The organism is Providencia burhodogranariea DSM 19968, assembly GCF_000314855.2.
Classification (GTDB): domain Bacteria; phylum Pseudomonadota; class Gammaproteobacteria; order Enterobacterales; family Enterobacteriaceae; genus Providencia; species Providencia burhodogranariea.
Map to the genome: position 1 here is coordinate 367,282 of NZ_KB233223.1, position 22,923 is coordinate 390,204.

At 40.1% G+C, this 22,923-nt stretch carries 19 protein-coding genes; 1 reads left to right on the forward strand and 18 read right to left on the reverse strand.

The window, feature by feature from the left end:
- Positions 1–21: 21 nt before the first annotated feature.
- The 18 genes from hycI to malX form a co-directional block, all read right to left on the reverse strand.
- Entirely contained in the window at positions 22–501 is a 480-nt protein-coding gene (gene hycI / locus OOA_RS12340) for a hydrogenase maturation peptidase HycI (RefSeq protein WP_008912482.1), read from the reverse strand.
- Positions 498–914: a formate hydrogenlyase maturation HycH family protein gene (locus tag OOA_RS12345; RefSeq protein WP_008912483.1), complete on the reverse strand. Its 417-nt coding sequence runs from the start codon at positions 912–914 to the stop codon at positions 498–500. Before OOA_RS12345 ends, hycI begins: the two co-directional genes overlap by 4 nt.
- Complete coding sequence (locus OOA_RS12350; protein ID WP_008912484.1) at positions 907–1,689, reverse strand: NADH-quinone oxidoreductase subunit B family protein; 783 nt, start codon at positions 1,687–1,689, stop codon at positions 907–909. The genes OOA_RS12345 and OOA_RS12350 overlap by 8 nt, the downstream gene beginning before the upstream one ends.
- A complete protein-coding gene (gene hyfH / locus OOA_RS12355) occupies positions 1,686–2,237 on the reverse strand; it encodes a hydrogenase 4 subunit H (protein ID WP_008912485.1) in 552 nt (183 codons plus the stop codon). Before hyfH ends, OOA_RS12350 begins: the two co-directional genes overlap by 4 nt.
- 14 nt (positions 2,238–2,251) lie before the next feature.
- Positions 2,252–3,985 (reverse strand): hydrogenase large subunit, encoded by a 1,734-nt coding sequence (locus OOA_RS12360; protein WP_008912486.1) that lies wholly within the window; start codon positions 3,983–3,985, stop codon positions 2,252–2,254.
- A gap of 1 nt (position 3,986) precedes the next feature.
- Positions 3,987–5,582, reverse strand: coding sequence for a hydrogenase 4 subunit F (locus OOA_RS12365; RefSeq protein WP_008912487.1), 1,596 nt, complete (start codon positions 5,580–5,582; stop codon positions 3,987–3,989).
- A gap of 4 nt (positions 5,583–5,586) precedes the next feature.
- Complete coding sequence (hyfE, locus tag OOA_RS12370) at positions 5,587–6,237, reverse strand: hydrogenase 4 membrane subunit (RefSeq protein WP_008912488.1); 651 nt, start codon at positions 6,235–6,237, stop codon at positions 5,587–5,589.
- Positions 6,238–6,248: 11 nt separating this feature from the next.
- The gene (locus OOA_RS12375) at positions 6,249–7,691 is read right to left on the reverse strand and encodes a hydrogenase 4 subunit D (RefSeq protein WP_008912489.1); all 1,443 of its coding nucleotides are present in this window, start codon (positions 7,689–7,691) and stop codon (positions 6,249–6,251) included.
- Between the two features lie 12 nt (positions 7,692–7,703).
- Positions 7,704–8,654 carry a respiratory chain complex I subunit 1 family protein gene (locus OOA_RS12380; protein WP_008912490.1) on the reverse strand — a complete coding sequence of 317 codons (951 nt, stop codon included), beginning with the start codon at positions 8,652–8,654 and terminating at the stop codon, positions 7,704–7,706.
- 11 nt (positions 8,655–8,665) lie between these two features.
- Entirely contained in the window at positions 8,666–10,681 is a 2,016-nt protein-coding gene (gene hyfB, locus OOA_RS12385; RefSeq protein ID WP_008912491.1) for a hydrogenase 4 subunit B, read from the reverse strand.
- Between the two features lies 1 nt (position 10,682).
- Positions 10,683–11,300: a 4Fe-4S dicluster domain-containing protein gene (locus OOA_RS12390; protein ID WP_008912492.1), complete on the reverse strand. Its 618-nt coding sequence runs from the start codon at positions 11,298–11,300 to the stop codon at positions 10,683–10,685.
- A gap of 653 nt (positions 11,301–11,953) precedes the next feature.
- The gene (locus OOA_RS12395) at positions 11,954–12,697 is read right to left on the reverse strand and encodes a fimbrial biogenesis chaperone (protein WP_008912493.1); all 744 of its coding nucleotides are present in this window, start codon (positions 12,695–12,697) and stop codon (positions 11,954–11,956) included.
- A gap of 1 nt (position 12,698) precedes the next feature.
- Positions 12,699–14,021: a fimbrial protein gene (locus OOA_RS12400; protein WP_008912494.1), complete on the reverse strand. Its 1,323-nt coding sequence runs from the start codon at positions 14,019–14,021 to the stop codon at positions 12,699–12,701.
- 8 nt (positions 14,022–14,029) lie between these two features.
- Positions 14,030–16,555 (reverse strand): fimbria/pilus outer membrane usher protein, encoded by a 2,526-nt coding sequence (locus tag OOA_RS12405; RefSeq protein WP_158467575.1) that lies wholly within the window; start codon positions 16,553–16,555, stop codon positions 14,030–14,032.
- A gap of 22 nt (positions 16,556–16,577) precedes the next feature.
- On the reverse strand, positions 16,578–17,300 hold the full coding sequence (locus OOA_RS12410) for a fimbrial biogenesis chaperone (protein ID WP_008912496.1): 723 nt from the start codon (positions 17,298–17,300) through the stop codon (positions 16,578–16,580).
- Positions 17,301–17,357: 57 nt separating this feature from the next.
- Positions 17,358–17,912 carry a fimbrial protein gene (locus OOA_RS12415; RefSeq protein ID WP_008912497.1) on the reverse strand — a complete coding sequence of 185 codons (555 nt, stop codon included), beginning with the start codon at positions 17,910–17,912 and terminating at the stop codon, positions 17,358–17,360.
- 865 nt (positions 17,913–18,777) lie between these two features.
- Positions 18,778–19,971 carry a MalY/PatB family protein gene (locus OOA_RS12420; protein WP_008912498.1) on the reverse strand — a complete coding sequence of 398 codons (1,194 nt, stop codon included), beginning with the start codon at positions 19,969–19,971 and terminating at the stop codon, positions 18,778–18,780.
- 65 nt (positions 19,972–20,036) lie between these two features.
- Entirely contained in the window at positions 20,037–21,632 is a 1,596-nt protein-coding gene (gene malX, locus OOA_RS12425; protein WP_008912499.1) for a maltose/glucose-specific PTS transporter subunit IIBC, read from the reverse strand.
- A 197-nt stretch (positions 21,633–21,829) separates the two neighbouring features.
- Between malX and malI the strand changes: the two genes are divergently transcribed.
- Positions 21,830–22,858: a Mal regulon transcriptional regulator MalI gene (malI, locus tag OOA_RS12430; protein WP_008912500.1), complete on the forward strand. Its 1,029-nt coding sequence runs from the start codon at positions 21,830–21,832 to the stop codon at positions 22,856–22,858.
- Positions 22,859–22,923 lie beyond the last annotated feature (65 nt).

The following is a 22,923-nucleotide window of genomic DNA, read 5'->3' on the forward strand; positions in this document are numbered from 1 at the left end:
TGTTGTCCGCAATAACGTTGGTTATTCCCCATCAAACAACGTAAAGCCACCAAATCCATCCCAATTCGCTAGCGCTGCATAGACTTGCTGTACTGCGGCAACCACTTTTTCATTCATGGGCATATAAAATCCGACTAAATCGGGCTGAATACCGAGAAAAATAATCTCATCGATGTCTTCTTTTAATTGATCTATCAAGAAATTTAGCGGCAAATTATGTGTACTCATGATAAACATCTCTGCAATATCATCAGGGTCGATAATTCGAATCTCTCCAGGGTTTAAACCAATTTCTGAAGCATCGACAATCAACAGGCGTTGAGGATTGAGCGCTCTAACTTGATGGACAACGTTTTCTGGACTACTGCCGCCATTAATCGCCAGCCAGCCCTCAACTGGGTTTTCCTGCATTAAGTCGAACAGCATCGGGCCCGCACCATCATCTCCCATCATACTGTTACCGATTGCTAGCATTAGATTATTGGCTGATATCTCGCTCATAGACACCTCTTCACAATCAGATAAATAGCCGGTTCTCGTTGGATTTCGCCTAATAAACGGATCAAGGTACTACTCCACTCGCAATAAGGTGAATTTGAGTCTTTCGCAAATACATCAAGGGCCAGTGCGAGCATGTTGGTATGCGTGGAATCGATATTAATTTCACCGAAAGTGATCAGCCCTTGTAGCTTACGCTGTGCTTCTCCTTCAGGGATGGCATTGACCCACGATTGATAACCGCTTAATGGACATACTAATTCAGTATTGAGGCAATCGATCATGCCAACATGGTGACCAATCGCGAGGGAATAATACATGACCTGCTGCGCGTCTTCGGGAATGTCATCATCGCTATCGACAAATTTTTGTCGTAACGACCAGAAAATAACTTTACCTTCTGTTTGCTCAGTCATGAATGCCCCCTTGTTGTAAAACAGTCACTAAACGATTCACAATCTCGCGTAAGCGTGGGTCTTGTGCTTCATTCATCCATTGTTGCATTGTTCCTTGAACCTGCGCGGGTGTCGCTCCTTCTAACAAGGTCAAAAACTTATCGCTAATTTCTCGTCCTTGATAATAGCCTGCTTGGCGACGCGCTTCTCGCTCAATCATCACACGTGTTGCTAGCGGAATTGATGGTAATAATAGTTCGACACGTTCCCCATCAATCTCTTGGTGTTCTTGAGCCTTCAATTTTTGGTTTAATAAACCAAGAGCTACCGCGAAACCATAGATAGTTGCAGCTGGAGTTGGTGGGCAGCCAGGGATCCACACATCAATTGGAACAATATGTTCACTGCCACCCCAAACACAGTATAGGTCGTGGAAAATACCACCACCGCAACCACATGCCCCGTAAGAGATGCAAATTTTAGGATCGGGCGCAGATTCATAAGCACGTAAGGCTGGCACTCGCATCGCACGAGTCACAGCTCCGGTAAACAATAAAATATCGGCATGTCGAGGGGATGCGACAACTTTGATCCCAAAACGCTCGGCATCAAATACAGGCGTAATTGCTGAGAAAATTTCTATCTCACAGCCGTTACACCCGCCACAGTCAACGCGATAAACATACGCGGAGCGTTTAATATCTTTGAGCAATGTACTTTTTAATTTTGCCACCTGCTCATCAACAGTAATCGGTTGGCTAACATGATGATTAACTGGGATATCAGGAAAACTCATGACTTATCTCCCTCAATATGTAAACGGAAGTTTTTACGCTCATTGTTCAATAGATTATTTTTTTGTTTACAGGACGGACAGGTTTCATACATTGGTCGCAATGCTTCGATGCTACTCTCTTCGATTCCGGATGCCACCATCAATGCCATTGCGTATTCAACTGATTTTTTCGGTGCGAATGCTTCACTACACTCGCGACAGTACTGTAAACGAAATGTCCCTTTTATATAAAGATCGGCTTTATTCATAACCGCCGTTTCAAAATCTTCACTTAAATGAATAGCACGAGTAGGACAAACTTCCTCGCAGCGGGCACAGTAAATGCAGCGCCCAATAAAGAGCTGCCACCGACGCTCACCACTTTGCAAATCGGTTTCTATCGTCAGGGCATTGGCTGGGCAAGCTGAGATACAGGCTCCACAAGCAATACATTGCTGCGGGTCATACTCAGGTTTACCACGAAATCCATGTGCCACTTCGAGTGGTTTAAACGGATATTTGACCGTTGCAGTCCCCGCATCGCGGAGGGTTTTAAATAATTTAAACATGGTGCTCCCTCCCACTATTTCATTAAGGATTTGCGACGTTCGATGCCGTATTGCTCGAATTCTTTATAGGCCACAGTTTTTGCTTTGCGTTTTTTCACATCGACCAGCGTCACACGGTCAGTACAGGAATAACAAGGATCGAGGCTACCGATAATCAATGGCGCATCGGAAACAGTATTCCCTTGCAACATATAACGCAGTACTGGCCAGTTAGCATAAGTCGCTGCGCGGCAGCGCCAGCGGTAGAGTTTTTGGTTATCGCCTAACATGCTCCAGTGAACATCTTCGCCTCGAGGTGCTTCGGTATATCCCAAGGCAAATTTATGCGGCTGATAAGTGAATCCTTCAGTTAAAATTGGGCCTTCTGGCATATTATCGAGCGCGTATTCAATCATTGCGAGTGAATCAAAAACCTCTTTCACACGCACCATGACGCGTGAATAGACATCACAGCCATCCATTGTGAACAATGTTTTTGGTAAATTACCGTAGTCGGCAAATGGATGGTCAAAACGGACATCGCGTTTAAATCCACTAGCGCGGATCATCGGACCTACCGGGCTGTAATCACGGGCTATTTTGGGGTCTAAAATTCCGACACCTACGGTACGTTGTTCCATATTGGGCGTGTTAAGCAGCATGTCCACCAGTTGAGTCACGTCACGACGCATTTCTTGGACTAGCTGGATGGTTTTAATTCGTTGTTCTTTGAGAAAATCTCTACGTACGCCTCCAATCAAGTTAGTGCCGTAAGTTTTACGCGCCCCAGTCAGAAGTTCAGCCATCGTCATCGATTTTTCACGGACACGGAAAAACTGCATAAAGCCAGTGTCAAAGCCGGTAAAGTGGCTCGCAAGCCCAAGGTTTAATAAATGACTATGTAGACGCTCGACTTCTAGTAACACACTTCGGATGGTGTGCGCGCGTGGTGGAACATAAATACCCAATGCGTTTTCCACTGATGTGGTATACGCAACGCTATGGGTGAAACCACAGATACCGCAGACTCGGTCAGATAAAAAAGTGACTTCGTTATATCCCATACGGGTTTCGGCTAATTTTTCCATGCCACGGTGAACATAAAACATGCGGTAATCCGCATCTACAATGCGTTCGCCATCAACAAATAAGCGAAAATGTCCGGGTTCATCTGAGGTGATATGCAGTGGGCCAATTGGCACAATACGACTTTGCGTTTTACTGTCATTAATAAATTCGTAAGTTTCAGTATCGGTGGTTGGCTCTGGACGCTGGCGATAATCCATGGTGTCTTTACGCAGTGGATACAGATCTTCAGGCCAATCATCCGGTAACACTAAACGACGCTCATCAGGTAAACCAACAGGGCGTAATCCGTACATATCACGCACTTCACGTTCTCCCCAAACTGCGGCAGGAACACGAGGTGTAACGGAAGGAAATTCTTGAGTAATTGGGCTAACAAATGCTTTTACTGTTACCCAACATTTTTCTCCTTCTTCCATTGAAAGTGCGTAATAGACGGCAAACTGTCCGTTTAATGGGCGCTCATCATTTCCCCACAACACGGGTAACCAACCACCACAACCATAGTAGAGGAACTCAACTACCTCTGGCAGCATGGCTGTTTTAATTGTGATAGTGACTTGGTTCGCTGTTTGCCATTCCTCTTCCAATATCGTATGAGGAAATTTTTCGCGGACTTGCGCCAGATAGCCTGCACCTTTGCGAACTCCCTGAAGGGTATCTGTATAATTTTGATAGCTCACGTTATTTCTCCTGCGACGAGGTAGAGGATGAATCAACACCCCACGGCCAATGATAATTTAAAGAGGTTAATTCTGAGGTTGCTGATGTACCGTTTTTCAACGTACTGTCTTTCAACACGATGGTGGCGGCATTTTCCAATAAACGGCTAACGGGTTGAGGGATATGGGTTCCCATCACCAGCATTAATACAATTAAAATAGCCATTGGTAATGTGGTCAAAATGCCTAATTCACCACGGGAAACGCAGTCAGGCTGTGCACCAAATAGCGTTTTAGAGATCATTCTTACCAATCCACCCAATACGATGGTAATTAGCACTAAAACCAGTAGCGTCAACCAGAAGTGATTAGCTGCAATGCCCGCAACCACGATCATAAATTCGCTCAAGAAGATATTAAAAGGCGGCATTCCACCGAGTGCTAATGCGCCACCGGCAAATACGACTGCGGTAAATGGCATCGTACGTAGCATGCCTTTAACCACGGTGATATCGCGAGTGCCATACTTGAGCAATACATTACCTGAGCCACAAAACAGCAGTGTTTTAGCCAAACTGTGGTTGAGTGTATGTAACAGAGCAGCAAGTACACCTAAGGGGCCACCAATGCCTAGAGCAACTGCAATCAGCCCCATGTTCTCGACACTTGAATACGCCAGCAAACGCTTCATATCTCGTTGAATTAAGATAAAGAAAGCAGCGACGGCAACAGACAGTAAGCCAAACACCAGTAACAATGTTTGTGTGAATTCACCGCCAATGGCTGATGTCACAATGATGTAATAGCGTACGATAATCAGTAGGGCGCAATTTAACAGTACCGCTGAAAGCAGTGCTGAAGTTGGGCTTGGTGCTTCACTGTGCGCATCTGGTAACCATGCATGCATTGGGAACAAACCCGTTTTGGTACCGAAACCAATTAATACAAACACAAAGGCGAGGTGCATCAAGGTTGGATCAAGCAAAGAGGTGTACTTCAATACTTCAGTCCAGAAAATTGCGAGGTCAGGATCTGGCATCACATTGACGGCATTTGCATAAACCAAAATAGTCCCGAATAAACCAAATGCGACACCAACACTACAAATAATGATGTATTTCCACGCGGCTTCTAAAGACGAACGTTGACCATAAATACCGACTAAAAAAGCTGAGCTGAGAGTGGTGGCCTCGATTGCTGCCCACATCAAAATGAGGTTGTTACTGGTGATAACAAGTAACATGGTGAATAAAAATAGATGAAAGAACCCATAGTAATTACACAGAGTGCCAACACTGATTTCACCTTCAGCAACCTCATGGTTCATGTATCCGATGGAGTAAAGCCCAGTCAGAAAACCGACGATACCGAGGATAGCTAAGAACAACCCAGCTAAGCTGTCGAGGTGTATCCAGCGCTCAGCCATCAGTAAATCACCAACTTCTGCAATGGTGTCGACCATCCACAGAGACAGCACCAGCAGTAAAACAATCCCAATCGTGTGTACGACTGTGACGGCAATTTTGGCGGCACTACCGAGTAGGCGGCAAGCAAAAGCCAACAAAGAAACCACTAACGGCACGGCCATTAATAACGTCAATAACATAGTTTGATTCATCTCATCACCCCTTCAGCGCGGTCAATTGATCCACGTTCAGTGTGTTGAGCGTGCGATAGATTTTACGTGCCAGTACCGCCATGATAATCACAGCAAAGATGGCGTCCGTCGCGATACCAACTTCGACTAACTCAGGTGCTTTATAAGCCAACAATGCCAAGGTCAGGTGTGACCCATTTTCCATCAGGCAGTAACCAAACACCTGTTTGAGGATATTTTTCTGCGTCACAATACACAGTAGCCCCAACATAAAATGTCCCAGAGATACGGCTAAGGCAGGTTTTAAATCAGTAGCTAACGGCAGTTTTATTGGTTCGACAACAAACCAGCACAACACCACAATGACCGCTGCCGCTAACATCAGCCATGCTGGGCTGATGACTCCACCATCCGCAGAGGGATCCGATAATTTACGAAATGCGTAACCCATAATAAGGGGCACTAGAATGACTTTTGTGACAAAGGCTGAGCCTGCCCATATCGCCAATTCAGGAGCACCCAACGTCTGAGAAAGTGTGATGAAAATAGCCACCAACACAAACGATTGAAGTGCATAGAACCAACAAGACGCTATAGGTCGTTTTGCGCCGATAACCAATAGCGAGGTGATCATCATCAACCCCGCGAGATTATTAACAATCATTGAACCAGTCATACCTTCTCTCCTTAATTGAGCCAGATGACGGCAATAACGCTAGAACAGAAGGACATGATGATCAGCAAGCCAATAACCCACTGCATCGCCCATGGAACAGCACTACCGTTTGCGACTTCTTCACTTGGTTCTCCCGGTACTACTTTGCCGAACCAATAGAGCAGCCAAGCAAAGCTCGCCACGGATTCGATCAAAACCAGCACCATGATTGGTGTTAAGATCCAGAATTGTTTTGATAAGGCAAAACCAGCGGCAAAGATCGGGAATTTACTGAAGAAACCATTAAGTGGTGGGACACCTGCAATTGCTAGCGCAGCCACACAGAAACCCACACCGAGTAGTGGATAGCGTTTTGCTAGACCACGTAAACGTGGCAGCATGCGCGTACCACAGCTATAACTCAGTGCACCCGCGACTAAGAAAAACAAGCTTTTCGCGAAGGCATGGTTAAAGATGTAGGCAATACCGCCATCAAATGCTTCTTTTGAACCGAAAATAGACAGTGAAAGTGCGAGGAAGATATAGGCTAGTTGGGTGATGGTTGACCATGCTAACAGGCGTTTCATATCCTTTTGAGGTAGATACATCAGGAAGCCATACACTAGAGTGATAACCGCCATGACCACGCCAACCCAACCGATAATTTCTGGCACATGTGTCGAAGACATAATGCTACGCGCAAAGATATATACACCAACTTTGACCATTGATGCCGCATGTAAATAGGCACTAACGGGCGTAGGGGCTTCCATAGCATCAGGTAACCAAGCTTGTAATGGCAGCTGTGCTGATTTACCCCATGCTGCGAATAAGATCCCACCGAACACAATAATACTTTGTGTTTCATTCAGTTGGTTAATAGCGGTTAGTGCGAAGGTTCCGGTACTAATGAATAAGGTTGCTGCTGCCATATACAATCCCAAAGAACCGATATGAGTGATAAGCAACGCTTTCATTGCAGAACGCTGTGATTTTTCGGTTTGATAGTAACCAATTAATGCCCACGAGCAGCCACCAGTGATTTCAAAGAAAACCAACTGTCCTAAGATAGTGGATGATAGGACAACACCCGCCATTGCGCCGATAAAAATCAGCAAGAATGCATAGTAACGACGCGTTGGTCCATGTGCGTGTTCGCGGTTACCTTCGGTCAAATACCCTGTGGAATAAAGGCAAATCAAAAATCCGAGGAAAACAACCGCAAAGGCAATCAGCGTACTGACGCCATCAATGGTAAAACCAAACAACGCTACATCACCCGACTGTACCAGTTTTATGGTGGTAGCAATTTTTCCACCATCAAGATATAGCCAGCCTAGAGCTGCTGTACCGAGTGAGGTGAGTAATGCCACAAAGGTACTCAACCACGGTGCTATACGTGTTGGTAACACACTGACTAGCAATGCCCCAATAAATGGAATGAGTAGCGTCGCCAGTGCAATATTTTCTAACATGCTCGTCGCTCCTTATAGACCGGTGAGATAAAACACGAATCCGAGTGCGGCAACACCGAATCCTAACCAAGTCACATGGTGCGTTAGTAAGAAACGACCACGAGCCAGACTGTTTTCGACTAGAGAAGCCAGAACGAAAACCACCAGTAATTTCATCAGTAGCAGCACGATTGCCAGTAACAGGCTGCCTGCTGTCAATATGTCAGCATTACCGAATGGAAAGAAAATAGACAAAAACAGTACTGCTACAACCACTTGTTTCAGTCCAATTCCCCATTTCACCAGCGCTAATCCAGAACCTGAATATTCGGTTAGCGGACCTTCTTGCAGCTCTTGCTCAGCTTCTGCAACATCGAATGGAATTTTGCCCATTTCAATAAAGGTGGCAAAACCGCAAGCTAGCATTGCAAGGAAAGTGGCGGTGGGGGAGATCCAACCTTCGTTCATTACGGCACTGATCGTGCCGATATTGGTTGAGCCTGCAATTAATGCCACGACTAACAGACCGAGGAATAAAATAGGTTCGACTAACACGCCCAGAGTCAGTTCTCTGCTTGCACCAATTCCTGCAAAGGGACTTCCGGTGTCTAAGCCCGATAACGAAAAGAAAAAACGAAATAAGGCAAAGATATACAGCACAATAATCAAGTCACTTGCGCCACTAAATAGCGATGTGATCGTGAATACGGGCAAGGCCATCGCCAGTAACAACATGCTTCCGAGCAACACATAAGGCATGATGCGAAAAATCATTCCTGAATCGCGTGGTGCTACGGATTGGCGTTTTAATAATTTCGCGATATCACGATAATCCTGTAAAACACCGGGTCCTTGACGTGAATGCATTTTGGCTCGGATCTGACGTGAGATACCGGTAAACAACGGGGTAAGTAGTAGTAAACATATGGCCTGAATGACTGCAAAGAACCCCGTCATCAATGTAGGTGTTTCTTGAATCGACATGGTTTCTCTCCTTACGCCGCTATCACGACAAGCAAAACCACTAAGGCGGCAACGACATAAAGGCAATAAAGTCTAAAGTCACCGCCTTGTAGGCATTGCATTCGTTTAGCAAATCGATTGATACCGCGAACCAGAGGATAAATAATGCTTTCATCCCAGAATGGCTCCACTTTCCCTGCGCCTGCTTTGGTTACTTCTAAGGCTTGCGCTAATCGAGCGGATGGATCGAGTTGTTTGCGTAGGCGATAAAGTGGTGCAAACATGGAGCGAAGTGGTTGTGTAAAGCCACTCGCAGAGGCTGACATGTCCTGCTCCCATGCGTAACCACAAGCCCATGCATCGCCTTTGCGACGGAAGCCCATTTGTTTGCCTTTGAACACGAGATAGATAATGAAAGGGATCAAAGGTAATGCAAGCAATAGAACAAAGGTCATTGCTGGCGATATCATTGCTTGAGTTGCTGTATCAGGTATTAACAGGGTTCCTTGTGCAACGGTCACATCCACGGTATTGACCAGTGACATCGCGACTTTGGCTAAAACAGGTGCAACCACACTGGCACCAACGCCTAAAATCACACAAATTGCGGCCAAAATGAGCATGGCTACTGTCATTGTCCACGGTACTTCACGTGCATGGGTGGCTTGTTCACTGCGAGGGCCGCCGCAAAAGCTAACGCCGTAGACTTTTACAAAACACATCGCAGCTAATGCACCCGTGATTGCTAACATGACAATGGCAATCGGACCACTAATACGCATAATAAATGTGCCATCGTGGCTCATCGTAAAGAGTGATTGATAGGTGTACCACTCACTGACAAAACCATTGAGTGGCGGTAATGCAGAAATCGCCATACAACCGATTAAAAAGGCGGCTGCGGTGAGAGGCATCAATTTGGCTAAGCCACCCATTTTTTCCATATCACGAGTATGAATGCGGTAAATCACAGCCCCCGCACCAAGGAACAGTAAGCCTTTAAAGACGGCATGATTTAATAAGTGATAAAGTGCACCAAGTAGACCGATAGTTGCCAGTACTGGCATATCATTAGCGATACCTACCATACCAACACCAACGCCCATCAAAATGATCCCGATATTTTCGACGGTATGCCATGCCAGTAAGCGTTTAATGTCATGTTCTGCCAACGCATACATAACACCAAGAACTGAAGAAACCGCACCAAACGCGAGAACAACAATTCCCCACCAAGTTTGAGTTGCGCCGAGTAGGTCGATACCAACTTTGATGATCCCGAAAATACCGATTTTCACCATCACACCGGACATGAGTGCAGATGCATGAGAAGGCGCGGCAGGGTGAGCCTGAGGAAGCCAACTATGGAGTGGTAACATCCCCGCTTTTGCGCCAAAACCGAAGAAAGCCAATAAAAAGATAATTGAAGCCATTGCCGGCGAAAGGGAAAGCTGGCGGAAAGAATCGAAATCTAAGCTGCCGCTTTGACGCCACATCAAGAAAAAGGCAATCATAATGAGGATCGATCCGGCATGTGCAATAAAGAAGTAAAGCAAGCCAGCTCGAATGGATTTTTCATCTTGATCCGCAATAACGAGGAACCAAGAGGCTAACGACATCATTTCAAACAGAATGATAAAGTAGAAAGCATTATCCACCACAACCAGTGCAACCATGGATGCGATAAATAGATTCAGGAAGAACCCCATGCTCCAAGCACCGCGACCGTAATATTCCTGCACATAATTCAGTGAGTACAATGCAGAAACTGTGACCAGCAATGAAATCACCATGACCATAAAGGCCGCAAGGCTATCGAAGCGAACCACGAAGTGGGCAAATGGGAAGGGACCTTGAGCAAAGTAACTCAACACTTCGCTATTCATTAATACGGGAATAGCGCTAAACAATCCGCAAAGTCCACCGAGAATGGCACTAATACCCGCCACATAAATAGCTATTTTTTCTTGTCGTTTAAATAGCAATGAAGCGAAGCCACCGACAAAATATAAAGCAACTGAAAACAAGAGTAACTGAAGTGAAGTCATATTATGAGTTCTCCTGTTGTGAAATGAGAATGTCGAATTCAGCAGGCATTGTGTCGATAGACACGCTGCGACGTTTCGCACTCTCGTTTTCTAATTGATTTTCTTCCACAAGATGGAGAGCATCAGTTGGACAAACTTTCACACAAGCGGGCCCTTCATCGCTGAAACTGCACAAGTCACATTTCACTGCAACATTGCGGATCCCAGCATTCCAAGCTAAGAATGGGTTCATGGTAGGGAGGCTGTCTGGCACATCTAATAACATCTCTTTGGGGACATATTCGTCGAAGAAATCAGGCATATCGACAGGTTTGCTTCCTGACGGAGTGATTGCGCCGAATGGACACACCAGACCACATAATTTACAGCCAATACAAAGGCTTTCGTTTAATACAATCATATTGTCTTCGTGTGTGATGGCATTGACTGGGCACACACGAGCGCAAGGAGCATCATCGCACTGATGACACAGCATCGGTGCAGTTAGATCTCCAATTTTCACCACTTTTAGTCGCGGATGTATTTGTAATCCCTGTACTTTATGCACATCAGAACATGCAGCCATACAAGTGTTACATCCGATACATAATTGTGGGTCGGCAATAACAAAGCGATTCATTCGCCTTACCCTCCAATAAAAATCTGTCGAGTCATTAAGGTAGATGCGGTTACCTAAGCATTTTCCATGCCATTATTTATTGTGTTATAAATCAATTGGTTGTGTTTTTTTGGGGATGGTTTGACAGTAGAGTCGACACTAATGACGATAAAGAAGGTTATACCCGTCATACTCCAAGCCGCATTGTTGTTGACTGCACTCAGCGACTCGAGTCACATACTTATGTATGCTCCCCGAGATATATTCGCTTGTCGCCTAGATGCAACTCGAATTATTTAGGGTATAGATAAGCAAATTGAATGAGGATTTTATTGGGTTTAGTCGGTAGCTCATTAAGATGAATGTAATCAATTGAATGTAAATGGAATGATTGTTATTTTTGATGGTTTTTTGGTGGTGTATAATGGTTTCGTAAAAAACAAAATATACAAGAAACCACCATACCAAGGATAATGTTACAAGAAAAACTGTGGGTGCACGTAATCCTAGCTTATGCAACATACTGGTTATGTTTGCAATAAATTCGAACATAGAATGTTCTTTGATGAAAATTTATATCAAATAAATTACCATTGAATTATGTCTTGAATAATTTATTTTCCTTATACCAAGCATTAAACATATAAATCAATATATATAATTGATTTATATATCTAATGACTTAATTTATAATATTGTACCTCTGAATTTCCATCATCATTAATAATATTGGCTTCGATCTGACTATTTCCATTGAATTTCGTAGATTTATCTATGTGATACTCTTTAGTTGAAAATGGAGGGATCATCATGTCAATTTGCTTCTCTACCTGAACACTGATTCCATTAGTTAAGACAGATAAATTTGAAAATGAAATATAGAAAGGAGATGTATTATTACAAATTATTGAGTTTCTATTTTTAGATAGATAAAAACTTAATTCAGAGTTTTTTTTCATCAATTGATCTTTGAGTTGAGTAGGTCTATAAAATATTTTCATTTGTGTATTCATTGACATTAATAATTTTGTTTTGTCAATGGTCTTATCAAGTTTAACTGATGGGATTTCGTACATATTTAACCAAAATACAGATTCTCTGTCTTTAGGAAGTTCTTCATTATTATAGATAATATTCAAATTACTCATTTCAGCAGGATCTAATTTCAATACAGCAGGAACAGCAACAAAAGGATACATTTGTTGACCTGGTGATGAATCGTTTTCACCGTCATCGACCCAAAATTGCGAGAGTATTGGATAGTCATTTGTATTTGCTATTACAAGAGTATTTTTAATGTCTCCATCATAGAAAATAATACGGGTAGATGAGGCTATAATTCCAGCTTTAATAGAAAATGATGATAATAATAAGATTATTAATAATAAAAATGAATATTGTCTATAATAATAGTTCATATTATTGTACCTTAATTAAAACATAGGCTTTTGCATCAACTATCCCAGGAACAATTGGTTCAGATTGATTTGGTAATTTTTTTAATGTTGCAGTTAAATTAATCATGTAGTTTTTATAACCAGCGACCGAACCGCCTAAAGATGACGAGCTAGTTAAAACGGGAAACCATCCTTCATCAGATGAAGCTCCACAAACTGAAGACGTGACACAATTACTCCACCCAACAAAATTTAATTTTTGGCCATTATTTGCTGCTGACAATTCAATACCAACCCCAGTCGCAATACTACTATCAATACCATAACCATCTGATAATAAATATCTAACAGCATTTTTTGAAGTGACTAAATTTAATTTTTTGGCAGTTTGATATGCAGATGGGGTAACTTGTAAGCCCATTGATGTCTGATTATTTGCTATACCTGATACACTCGCATTATCACACTCTACTTCAACACGAAATTGGCTACTTACCTCTTCACCTGCATTCAATTGACTCACTGAAATAGCAGGAAAAATAACAACTGGAGTGACATTGCGTAATACACAAGTAGCTGAATGTGAATAGGTTGAAGCAGGTGACCCATTTAAACCAATAGAAAGCCAATATTGCCAGCTAAAGCCAGTATAGTTGCGGTTTGAGTCTGCGCCCACAGGTGGGTAAGATCTAAATCCGGGTAATTTTACAACAGTATAAGCATTTGGTTGATTACATGAATAAGTACCTCTACCCGTAGTTGGTGCTAATTTAGTACACCAATTACTGGTAGAACCACCTCGAGTTGAAAGAGTGCTAACTTTTATTATTTCAGCTTTGATTGGACTTAAATCCTTTAGCCTTATTTGGATTTTTCCATTGCTTTCCCCATACGTAGTAATCGGATACTGTTGCCAAAATCGTGTATAGGGTTGACCTGAATTAAGATGTGTTAATTTTAATCCAGTGTAAGGTATCCAAGTTCCAAAGTAATTAGGGTAACCATCAATAGCACCAAGGTCATTATAGCCGCTAGTCCATTCATCACCATTAGTCGCAAACATTTCGTAAATATCATTTTTATCACTAGCATCACATTCATAAAGAACGGTGTTAGGGTCTGAAAAAAGAGTCGATTGAGAAAAACTTATAACTGATGAAGATAGAAGAGTTCCTACGGGTTGTAGGTAATCACTGGTAATATTTATATTACCTAATTGAGTTCCTAAGGCTGATTGGTCACGGCCAGTCCATGTACTATTCTTTGAGACACATCTAGCACTTGAGTAAGTGCTAAATAATAAGCTAAGAATAATCAAGAATACCTTTATAGAAAAAATTTTCATAAATTAGCTCACTCACAAATCGATACTGATGAGATAAGAGGAGTATCTGAATGAGCTGGAAGTTTATAATTAACTTCACATTGTTCATTATCTGATTCCCCCCATTTTACGATAATATCGCCTGACGCAGAATTAGCTCTAAAATAAAGTTGATTGGCCTGACCAACCATACCAATTAATTTTCCTTTTTTATCAAAGGCTTGGCTTCCCATGGGGATCCCGTCTTTTAATTTATTGAGTAGTGTTAATAATACTGGGGTACCTGTTTCTATATCATATTTGAGTTTAATTCCGATACCCGAATAGGGTGCTACTTTTTTCTCAGGTTGTTTTATTTCAGCTTTACTATCAATACCATCGCTACTAAGCATAACTGAATTATATTGATAAGGTATTAGTGAAGGTACAATTGCATATCCAAAACTATCGATTTTTGTATTATAATTATTGACAGTTGCACCTGTGGCGCCTTTCGCTTCAATTATTGCAAACGTATCACTAAGATATGGCCCAAATGTCACCCCTCCTTTATGAACAACAACACTACCCTGAGCATTTCCTGATGCTTGAAAATAATCATTATTTCGCGAAATAGTTCCTTGCACATTAGCATAAGGAAATTGAGTTTGTAATGTTCCAGATAATGTTCCATCGCTAATTTGATTATCTGCATTATAACTAATCCCATAATTTATATACTGACTTTCAGTAGGGATAATACCATTGACCGTAGTTTGATAATTACTTTGTCCTTTCGTGTGTGTTGTTGAGAAAGTCATATCTGGTGAATATTTACTACTGCCTAGAGGTATAGTTAAGCCGAGAGATGTAAAGGTTTGCTTTTTATCACTTCCTTTTTCACCTCCAGAGTAAATAAGATCATTAGCTAATGCATTCGTCATTCGGGCAATCGATAAATTTAAAGATATTCCGTTTGAAAATACTTTACTCCATGTCAATTGGAGTTGCTTATTAGTTGCATTACTGTTGTGATAATCTTCTCTTGAGGCTGATAATCCTAAATTCCCGTATTCATTTAAATCCTGATTTATGGTGATATCAAAACGTGATCGTTGACGCATTATTTTGTTTTTCCAATCATTATCACCATTATCTGCATAACGATTAGCTTCAAGAGTATCAGATAAAGAACGGAATCCATTTGTGGAGTAATGGTAACTAGATAAAGCGACCGATGTATTCGTTGGTTGAAATGTCTTACTATAAGATATATGGAATTTCCAACCGGTTTCTTTATTATTATTAGGTAATTTAGCATTTGAGAAAGTTGTGTTGACGCTAAAAGCACCTAACTGATTGGTATATACACTCCCAACAGTAACACCTTGGTAACCGCTAGCTAGCTGATTAGCTAAATTAATAGTAATAGAATTACTCAATCCGTGCTGAATGATAAACTCACTAAATTTATCATTATTACCAACATATCGAGATTCACCTACAGTAACGGCATATTTCGTATCTCCAGGCCGTACTGATTCAGGAACAGCTGAAAATGGAACAGTAAAGGAATTAATAGAACCGTTAGCTTCAACAACTTCTACCCTAAGATCTCCGGCATAGTTTGTTGAATTTAAATCATCAATAACAAATGGCCCTGGAGCAACCGTAGTTTCATAGATTTTATTTTCGCCTTGCCAAACAATAACTTTTGCATTGCTATTTGCAATACCTTGAATACGAGGTGCATAACCTCTAGCACTGTTTGGTAACATACGGTCATCTGAGCGTAGTTGAATACCTTTAAAACCAATCCCTGGAAGAATACTCCCAGAAGTAAAACCTTCTCCAATAAGAAGTTCACTCTTTATTGAATAAATACCTCTTTGAATATAACGTCTGGTTGTATCCCATTTCCCACCAATTTTCGAGGTATGACTATAATTACTATTTTGTCTATATGACCATAACCCTAAGTTAAAACCACTAGTTAAATTGAGATAAGTTGAATCAATATTAGAAGCCCCATTATTATAATCAACATGATATTGGTTAATGTTATAATTTGTAAACAACATGGATTCACCGCTATCAAGACTATCCTCTTGAATAAAACTTGATTTTAAATTAATCAGCTGGGATTGAGGTATTACAAAGTTCAACCTAAGTTGTTGAAAGTCAAATTTATAATTTATATTATCTTCAATTTCATCACTAAATAAACAATTACCATTAATTTGTGTTATTTCTTTTTTAAGCCCTAACATGGCTATTTGCTCTAAACTCAAACAGGCTCGTATTTCTTTATTCTTATTCTCTAAAAATGAAACAGTAGATATTCCTCTAAAAACATTATTAACATATATCTCAACATTATAATTTCCTGCTTGAATTTCATTTTTGCTATAATTAAATTTATCCAGAGCAGAATTGGATAAAGCATTACCTTTGATTAAGGATGATTCAAAATAATAATCATTATTGTTAACTGGATGAGCATAACTACTCCAGATAATAAAAGGCAATGATATCATAAAGAAGATATTTGTTTTAGATGAAATATATTTATTCACTTTATCTACACCCATAGAGAGATTACATAATAGTTATTTCTCTTTTAGTTTCAGTTCCATAATCGTTTATTAAGCCAAAGTTTAATTTTATCAACCCTTGATTATAATTACTTGGTATAGGCCAATATATCTCGCCAAATGGAGATATCATATCTAACTGAGAGGAATCAATATTAATATTATGTTTTTTATTTGAGTTGCTTATTTTAGCTGTAGTTACAGTAGCATAGTAAGGGGTAGGATTAGATACTTTTAAAGTATTCCCTACACGTTCAAACTTAATATTATTTATAACATCACTTTGTTGAATAGATAAATTTTTAGGTCTATAAAATATTTTTACTCTATTGGTAACTATTATCATTAATTTGTTTTTAGTTGCATCCTGCTTGCTAACGGATGGAATACTTAGATAATTAAGATAAAAAACACTTTCTCTATCATCTGGATTAGCTTCACTATTATAAGCTATTTTTACTAATTGCTTACTTTTTGCATCAATTGTAAAGATAGACGGAATAGCAATGAATGGCCCTTTATTTTCAGGTGATGATTTTGGATCATTGACATCAGTCCAAATTTGAACCAACGCCGGAGTGTTATCATTATTTGTAAACTCTAAGGTTTTATCTTGTGCATGAGCAGGATAAATAACTCTATTACCAAGTAATGTGACACTTGAAAAGGCATTGTTAATCCATCCAATCCAAATAAAAAAAATGAAGAAATAAATTTTTTTATTCATATTATTGTAATCCTGTAAAATTAGAAGAGAGTATATATATACTCTCTTCTATCTCTTTTATTTGTAGGTAATAGCATATTGGGCACTAGCAACTACAGTACCTGGTATAACTTTAGCATCTTCCGCATAATAACGAGCCGTATAAACTGATTCAGTAACAGAACCATCAGCATTGATTGTGATAGGTGTTTCTGATTTAATTAAGTCACCTGCTGTAAATTTAAAGTTTTTATCAGCCGAGTCGGCTAATTGGATTGAAACATTTTTAGCATCACCCGTATTACCTAAGTTATTTGAGCTAGTAACAACATTACCCAAGAATCCAATACTTAATTGGTCTTCCATACCATTTTCATCGGTTACAGGTGAACAGCCAGATACATTAACAGTAAATGTAGTATCTCCAGCAGTTGTTCCTACCCCTGTAAATGCACTAGTTGATACTGTAGGGAGCAAAACTACCGGGCTTTTATCATTACCATTAATATCTAGAGAACATGTTTGATTTGATACCTCACCTTTAAATCTAACTGTATTATCAGATACTGTTCCTGCTGCAAAAACAGTTGATGAAGCTGCCATTAACATAACTGCTAGCATTGTATTTTTCATAATATTTCCTAAAAATAGAATAATACTAATTATAATTAGATAGGCTTAAATGCGCTTAATTTAATAATCGCATTTATAACCATATATCGAATTCATAACTTCATAATATGTATTTCATATTAATGTTTATTACTATAATACGATGTATTTGTTATATCAAATGTAGCTAAAATACTAAGTGATTTATTTGTTCATTAGCTTGTTAATAAGTATTTTTTTATTAAAAAATACAATATTAACAGTACGTTGAGGTTTACATATACTTACATTACTTCTTATATATTGAAACTTATTAGTCGCAAAAAAATAAAATTAAAAGTTATTAATTCTATTGATTTTATTAATCTAGGTTTATATAACTACATTTAACTTAATATTCCAATATTATACTGCGATTTTGGATTAAAAAGCAGTGGTATAATCTTAAAAAACGCATATGAAGTTAGCTTTTAGTTAGTAATACTTATCCTTCAAATTATCGATATTTACTAATGAGAGTTTGTCGAAAGGGATTGCATCCATTAATTAGTAATAAATATAATGAAATAATTTTACATTAATGGTGATGTGTTATTTTTGTTTAACATAAACAGTAAAAATATAACATTTTAATGTTGAAATGATGCGTAGGCATATTTGCCTATTTTAATTCAGTTTTGGTATTTTAATTTTAGTTAGGCTTGAATCCTGTATCGACTGTATTTTTTATGGGAATAATCTAATAAGTAATTTTGAGCCTATTTCATCTGCTAAATTATTCTATCTGAAGTGTGCTGATGAATTCTTATTAAATTTTTCTACAGCAACTCGGCTACAATTAAACTGATATGCCAAGTTGCAATAAGATATCAATATCATGTTAAATTTATTTTGTCGTGATTTGGCATGATTTTAACGCACGGATTAACCGATCCATGCCGATTTCGAGTTTAGCTCGTGGGCAGCCAACATTTAATCGAATAAAGCCATTTCCTTCAATGCCATAAGTAAATCCCGGCATGATCGCGACTTTTTCTTGATGGATTAAGCAGTTTTGTAACTGATTATCATCAATCGAAAGTGGATTGAGGTTAATCCATGCTAAATAAGTTGATTCAGGAATTTGCCAGTTTAATTGTGGAAACTCGGCATCTAAACGTGTTTTGACATAAACAAGGTTAGCAAAAAGATAGTCACGCAACTGTCGGAACCAGTCATCGCACTCTGTATAAGCTGTAATGTGGGCGATAACTGCCAATATTGCGGGAGAAGATAAGCCATCACAGGCTTTTAATTGATGAAAATAAGCGTCACGAGATGCATTGTCATTAATAATTCCATAGGCGCCTGTGAGCGCGGGAATATTAAAAGACTTTGAAGCCGAGGTGAACAGCGCATATGGCACGCGAGAAATTGTCGACCATGGAATATGTTGCGCGTTTTCCCAACACAGATCCATATGAATTTCATCGCTAATCACTCTGACATTATGGCGTTCACATAACTTAGCCATCAATGAGAGCTCGCTTGCTGTCCATACTTTACCTGTTGGGTTATGCGGGCTACATAACAGCATTACTCGCGTAGTTGGCAATGCTAATAATTCTTCTAGCTGCTGCATATCACAAACCCATTGACCTTCTTTGTACGTTAATGGGTTTGTGAGAACCTTTCGCTGAGTTCCTTCGATAGTTTTGTAAAATGCATCATACGCGGGAGTGTGTACCACAACGCCGTCACCGATTTCACTCCATTGGCGAATGAGTTGACTGACCATATAGATAACAGAAGGGCCATAAACAATTTCTTCAGTTTGAATTTCACTGTTAAAACGCGTTTTGAACCAACGTTGTATCGCATTGAGGAAATCGGCATGTTGCCAGCGACTATAACCAAAAACACCATGTCGAGTTCTGTCTAACAGAGCTTCAATAATTTCTGGTGCGGTAGCAAAATCCATATCAGAAATGGTAAATGGCAGCAAATCAGCCTCGCCAAAACGGTCTTGAACAAAATCCCACTGCGTACAATAGGTGCCTAAACGATCCACTGGTTGTGAAAAACTGTCATATTGTTTCATTCGAATTATCCATAACACTGATAACAAGACTGCACTGATATAAGATCAGTGCAGTGGTTATTACGTTAATTGTGTGGTGATTGAATCAGCTGATCTAATTCATCTTTAACCGATTGAACTTGTGGTCCGATAACCACTTGCAAATTATGGTCATTGAGATGGATTACACCGATTGCTCTTAGTGATTTCAACTGGTCATCATCAACTTCACTCATATTTTTGACTGACATACGTAAACGGGTAATACAGTTATCAAGAGAAATAATATTATCTTTGCCGCCGAGTGCTTGCAAAATAGCAACGGTGTCATAACCGGACTTACTGGTAATTGGCGCTGTTGTTGCGGTTTTTTCATTATTCTTGCCATCAGTATCACGACCCGGCGTTTTGATATTGAAGCGGGTAATAGCAAAGCGGAAAATAGCGTAGTAGGAAACAAACCAGATAAAGGCGACAACAGGTACCATATACCATTTTGTTTCAATTCCATGAAGGATCCCGAAGACAACGAAATCGATGAGATTCCCATCCGTATTACCAATTGTCACACCTGTTACTGCCATAACGGTGAAACCTAGACCCGTTAAGATAGCATGAATCAAATAGAGGAAAGGAGCGACGAATAAGAACAAAAATTCGATAGGTTCTGTTGTTCCACCAATAACACAAGCCACAACACCCGATATTAATAATCCTTTAATTTTATGGCGGTTTTGAGGATGAGCACAGTGATAGATTGCTAATGCTGCACCTGGTAGACCGCCCAAGAATGCAGGCATTTTACCTTGTGACAGGAATTGAGTCGCGCTACCGGAAAATCCATGAGTTGTTGGGCAAGATAATTGCGCTTGGAAAATCGTTAATGCACCACTGACCGAGTTACCGCACACTTCCATTGTTCCACCCGCTTCAGTAAAACGGATCAGAGCAACCAGTATGTGATGTAAACCGAAAGGCAATAATAAACGTTCACCCGTACCAAAAATCATTGGGCCAAAAGAGCCAGCACTGCTGATTAGATTACCTAGACCTGTGATGCCCATGGCAAACCACGGCCAAATAAAAGGAACTACTAATCCCACTAATCCAAGTACGAGAGTGGTAATGATTGGAACAAAGCGAGTACCACCAAAAAATGCGAGAGCATCAGGCAAGCGGATGGTGTTAAAACGCTCATGAAGCAGGTAAACAATCACACCTACGATAACTGCACCAAGAATACCTGAGTCAATGGATTGAATTCCAAGAATATTTTGGATGTTATGCGCTTTGAGGATCAGTGGATCGGTGGTGGGTAATATCCCCTGAATGGTCAAATAAAAATTGGTTGCGAGGTTAAACACTGCAAATCCAACAAAACCCGCAAAAGCGGCGACGCCTTTATTTTCCCGCGCTAGACCTAAAGGAATGGCAATAGCAAACATGACGGGTAAGAAGCTAAAGGCAAAAGAACCTATTTTACTCATCCAGATAAAGGTTAACTGAAAAGCTTGGTGATCAAGGAAGGGCAGCAACGTAATCACATCACGGCTACTCAGTGAGCTACCAATCCCGAGCATGATACCGGAAAAGGAAAGTAGGGCGACGGGTAACATAAATGTCTTCCCTAGGCTTTGAAAAAATTCCCAAAGCGTGATTTTTTGTTTTTGTTGTTTATTCATGTAACGTCCTACATACGGATAAGGGAACAAAGTCTACTGGTAAAATATGATAAAACGTTTTACCAAGTGAAAATATTTGCTAGATCACAAAAAATAACCATCAATTAGTGATCAGTCTCTAGAAATAGCTAAAACGTTTAATCTTGAATTGTGTAAAATAAACAGTCGCTTTTATTTGCAGGAAATATTGACCACTTATGAATCTCAGGAAAATTACCATTACTGATGTAGCGAAACATGCGGGAGTTTCAGTTACAACCGTGTCACTCGCGCTAAGTGGAAAAGGACGTATTTCTCAAAAAACAGCAGATAAAGTGAATGAGAGCATTGAAGAACTTGGTTACGTGCGAAATCAGCAGGCGGCATCATTACGCGATAATATTTCCAATGTGATCGGGTTAATTATTCCAGATTTAACAGAGCCTTTTTATTCTGAAGTCGCATCAGGAGTCAGCCAATATGCCAAAACACAGAATAAAATTGTCTTTCTTACACAAAGTGGTAATAGCCGAGAAGAATTTGATCGTTGTTTAGATAGCCTAATAAATTATGGTGTTGATGGCATTATTGTTGGCAGTGGTAAATTTCTTAATGATGAAATCGTCGCGCGGTTAGCGCATTATCAAATTCCAATTGTGTGTGCTGCGCGCGCTTGTGAATTTGCGGGTATTGATGTGATCCGGCCCGATAATACATTAGCCGCTAAAATAGCGACTGAGCATCTGATTAATAATGGTCATCACCAAATCGCTTATTTTGGTGGTGCAAGTCATTCGTTGACGCGAGCCGAGCGTATTGGTGGTTATTGCTCAACTATAATTCAATATGGATTACCATTTCGCAGTGAGTGGATTGTTGAAACGAATAATAAGCAACAACATATTATCCAACAAGTTTCTGATTTTCTTCATCAATATCCAAAAGTGAGTGCGATTATTTGCCACAATACAGCCACGGCACTCGGTGCTTATTTAGGTGCATTAAAAATAGGCAGCACAATAACTTCAGTGGATAACTATAGTTATTTTAATCAGGAAATCGCGCTAGTTGGTTTTGATGATATCGGTAGTGAAGCGTTGTACGATATTCCAGTGACGTTTATTACCCAACCTGCAAGAGAAGTCGGAATTAATGCGATGATGAAAATAATCCAACGAATAAGTGGTGATAATAGTTTACCGCAAAGTGTGACGCTATCTCCCGGATTTTTACGAGATAAAGGCTAAGTTTGTGATTATTTTTACTTTTACTGAGAGTAAATTTGGTCGGTGTTTTTGCATCCGTCAATAAA

Coding starts and splice junctions, on each gene's coding strand:
- hyfE (WP_008912488.1), bottom strand. CDS start 6,237: ATGACTGGTTCAATGATTGTTAATAATCTCGCGGGGTTGATGATGATC.
- hycI (WP_008912482.1), bottom strand. CDS start 501: ATGAGCGAGATATCAGCCAATAATCTAATGCTAGCAATCGGTAACAGT.
- OOA_RS12365 (WP_008912487.1), bottom strand. CDS start 5,582: ATGAATCAAACTATGTTATTGACGTTATTAATGGCCGTGCCGTTAGTG.
- malX (WP_008912499.1), bottom strand. CDS start 21,632: ATGAATAAACAACAAAAACAAAAAATCACGCTTTGGGAATTTTTTCAA.
- OOA_RS12410 (WP_008912496.1), bottom strand. CDS start 17,300: ATGAATAAAAAAATTTATTTCTTCATTTTTTTTATTTGGATTGGATGG.
- OOA_RS12415 (WP_008912497.1), bottom strand. CDS start 17,912: ATGAAAAATACAATGCTAGCAGTTATGTTAATGGCAGCTTCATCAACT.
- hyfB (WP_008912491.1), bottom strand. CDS start 10,681: ATGACTTCACTTCAGTTACTCTTGTTTTCAGTTGCTTTATATTTTGTC.
- OOA_RS12350 (WP_008912484.1), bottom strand. CDS start 1,689: ATGAGTTTTCCTGATATCCCAGTTAATCATCATGTTAGCCAACCGATT.
- OOA_RS12380 (WP_008912490.1), bottom strand. CDS start 8,654: ATGTCGATTCAAGAAACACCTACATTGATGACGGGGTTCTTTGCAGTC.
- OOA_RS12390 (WP_008912492.1), bottom strand. CDS start 11,300: ATGAATCGCTTTGTTATTGCCGACCCACAATTATGTATCGGATGTAAC.
- OOA_RS12395 (WP_008912493.1), bottom strand. CDS start 12,697: ATGAACTATTATTATAGACAATATTCATTTTTATTATTAATAATCTTA.
- OOA_RS12420 (WP_008912498.1), bottom strand. CDS start 19,971: ATGAAACAATATGACAGTTTTTCACAACCAGTGGATCGTTTAGGCACC.
- OOA_RS12375 (WP_008912489.1), bottom strand. CDS start 7,691: ATGTTAGAAAATATTGCACTGGCGACGCTACTCATTCCATTTATTGGG.
- hyfH (WP_008912485.1), bottom strand. CDS start 2,237: ATGTTTAAATTATTTAAAACCCTCCGCGATGCGGGGACTGCAACGGTC.
- malI (WP_008912500.1), top strand. CDS start 21,830: ATGAATCTCAGGAAAATTACCATTACTGATGTAGCGAAACATGCGGGA.
- OOA_RS12345 (WP_008912483.1), bottom strand. CDS start 914: ATGACTGAGCAAACAGAAGGTAAAGTTATTTTCTGGTCGTTACGACAA.
- OOA_RS12400 (WP_008912494.1), bottom strand. CDS start 14,021: ATGAAAATTTTTTCTATAAAGGTATTCTTGATTATTCTTAGCTTATTA.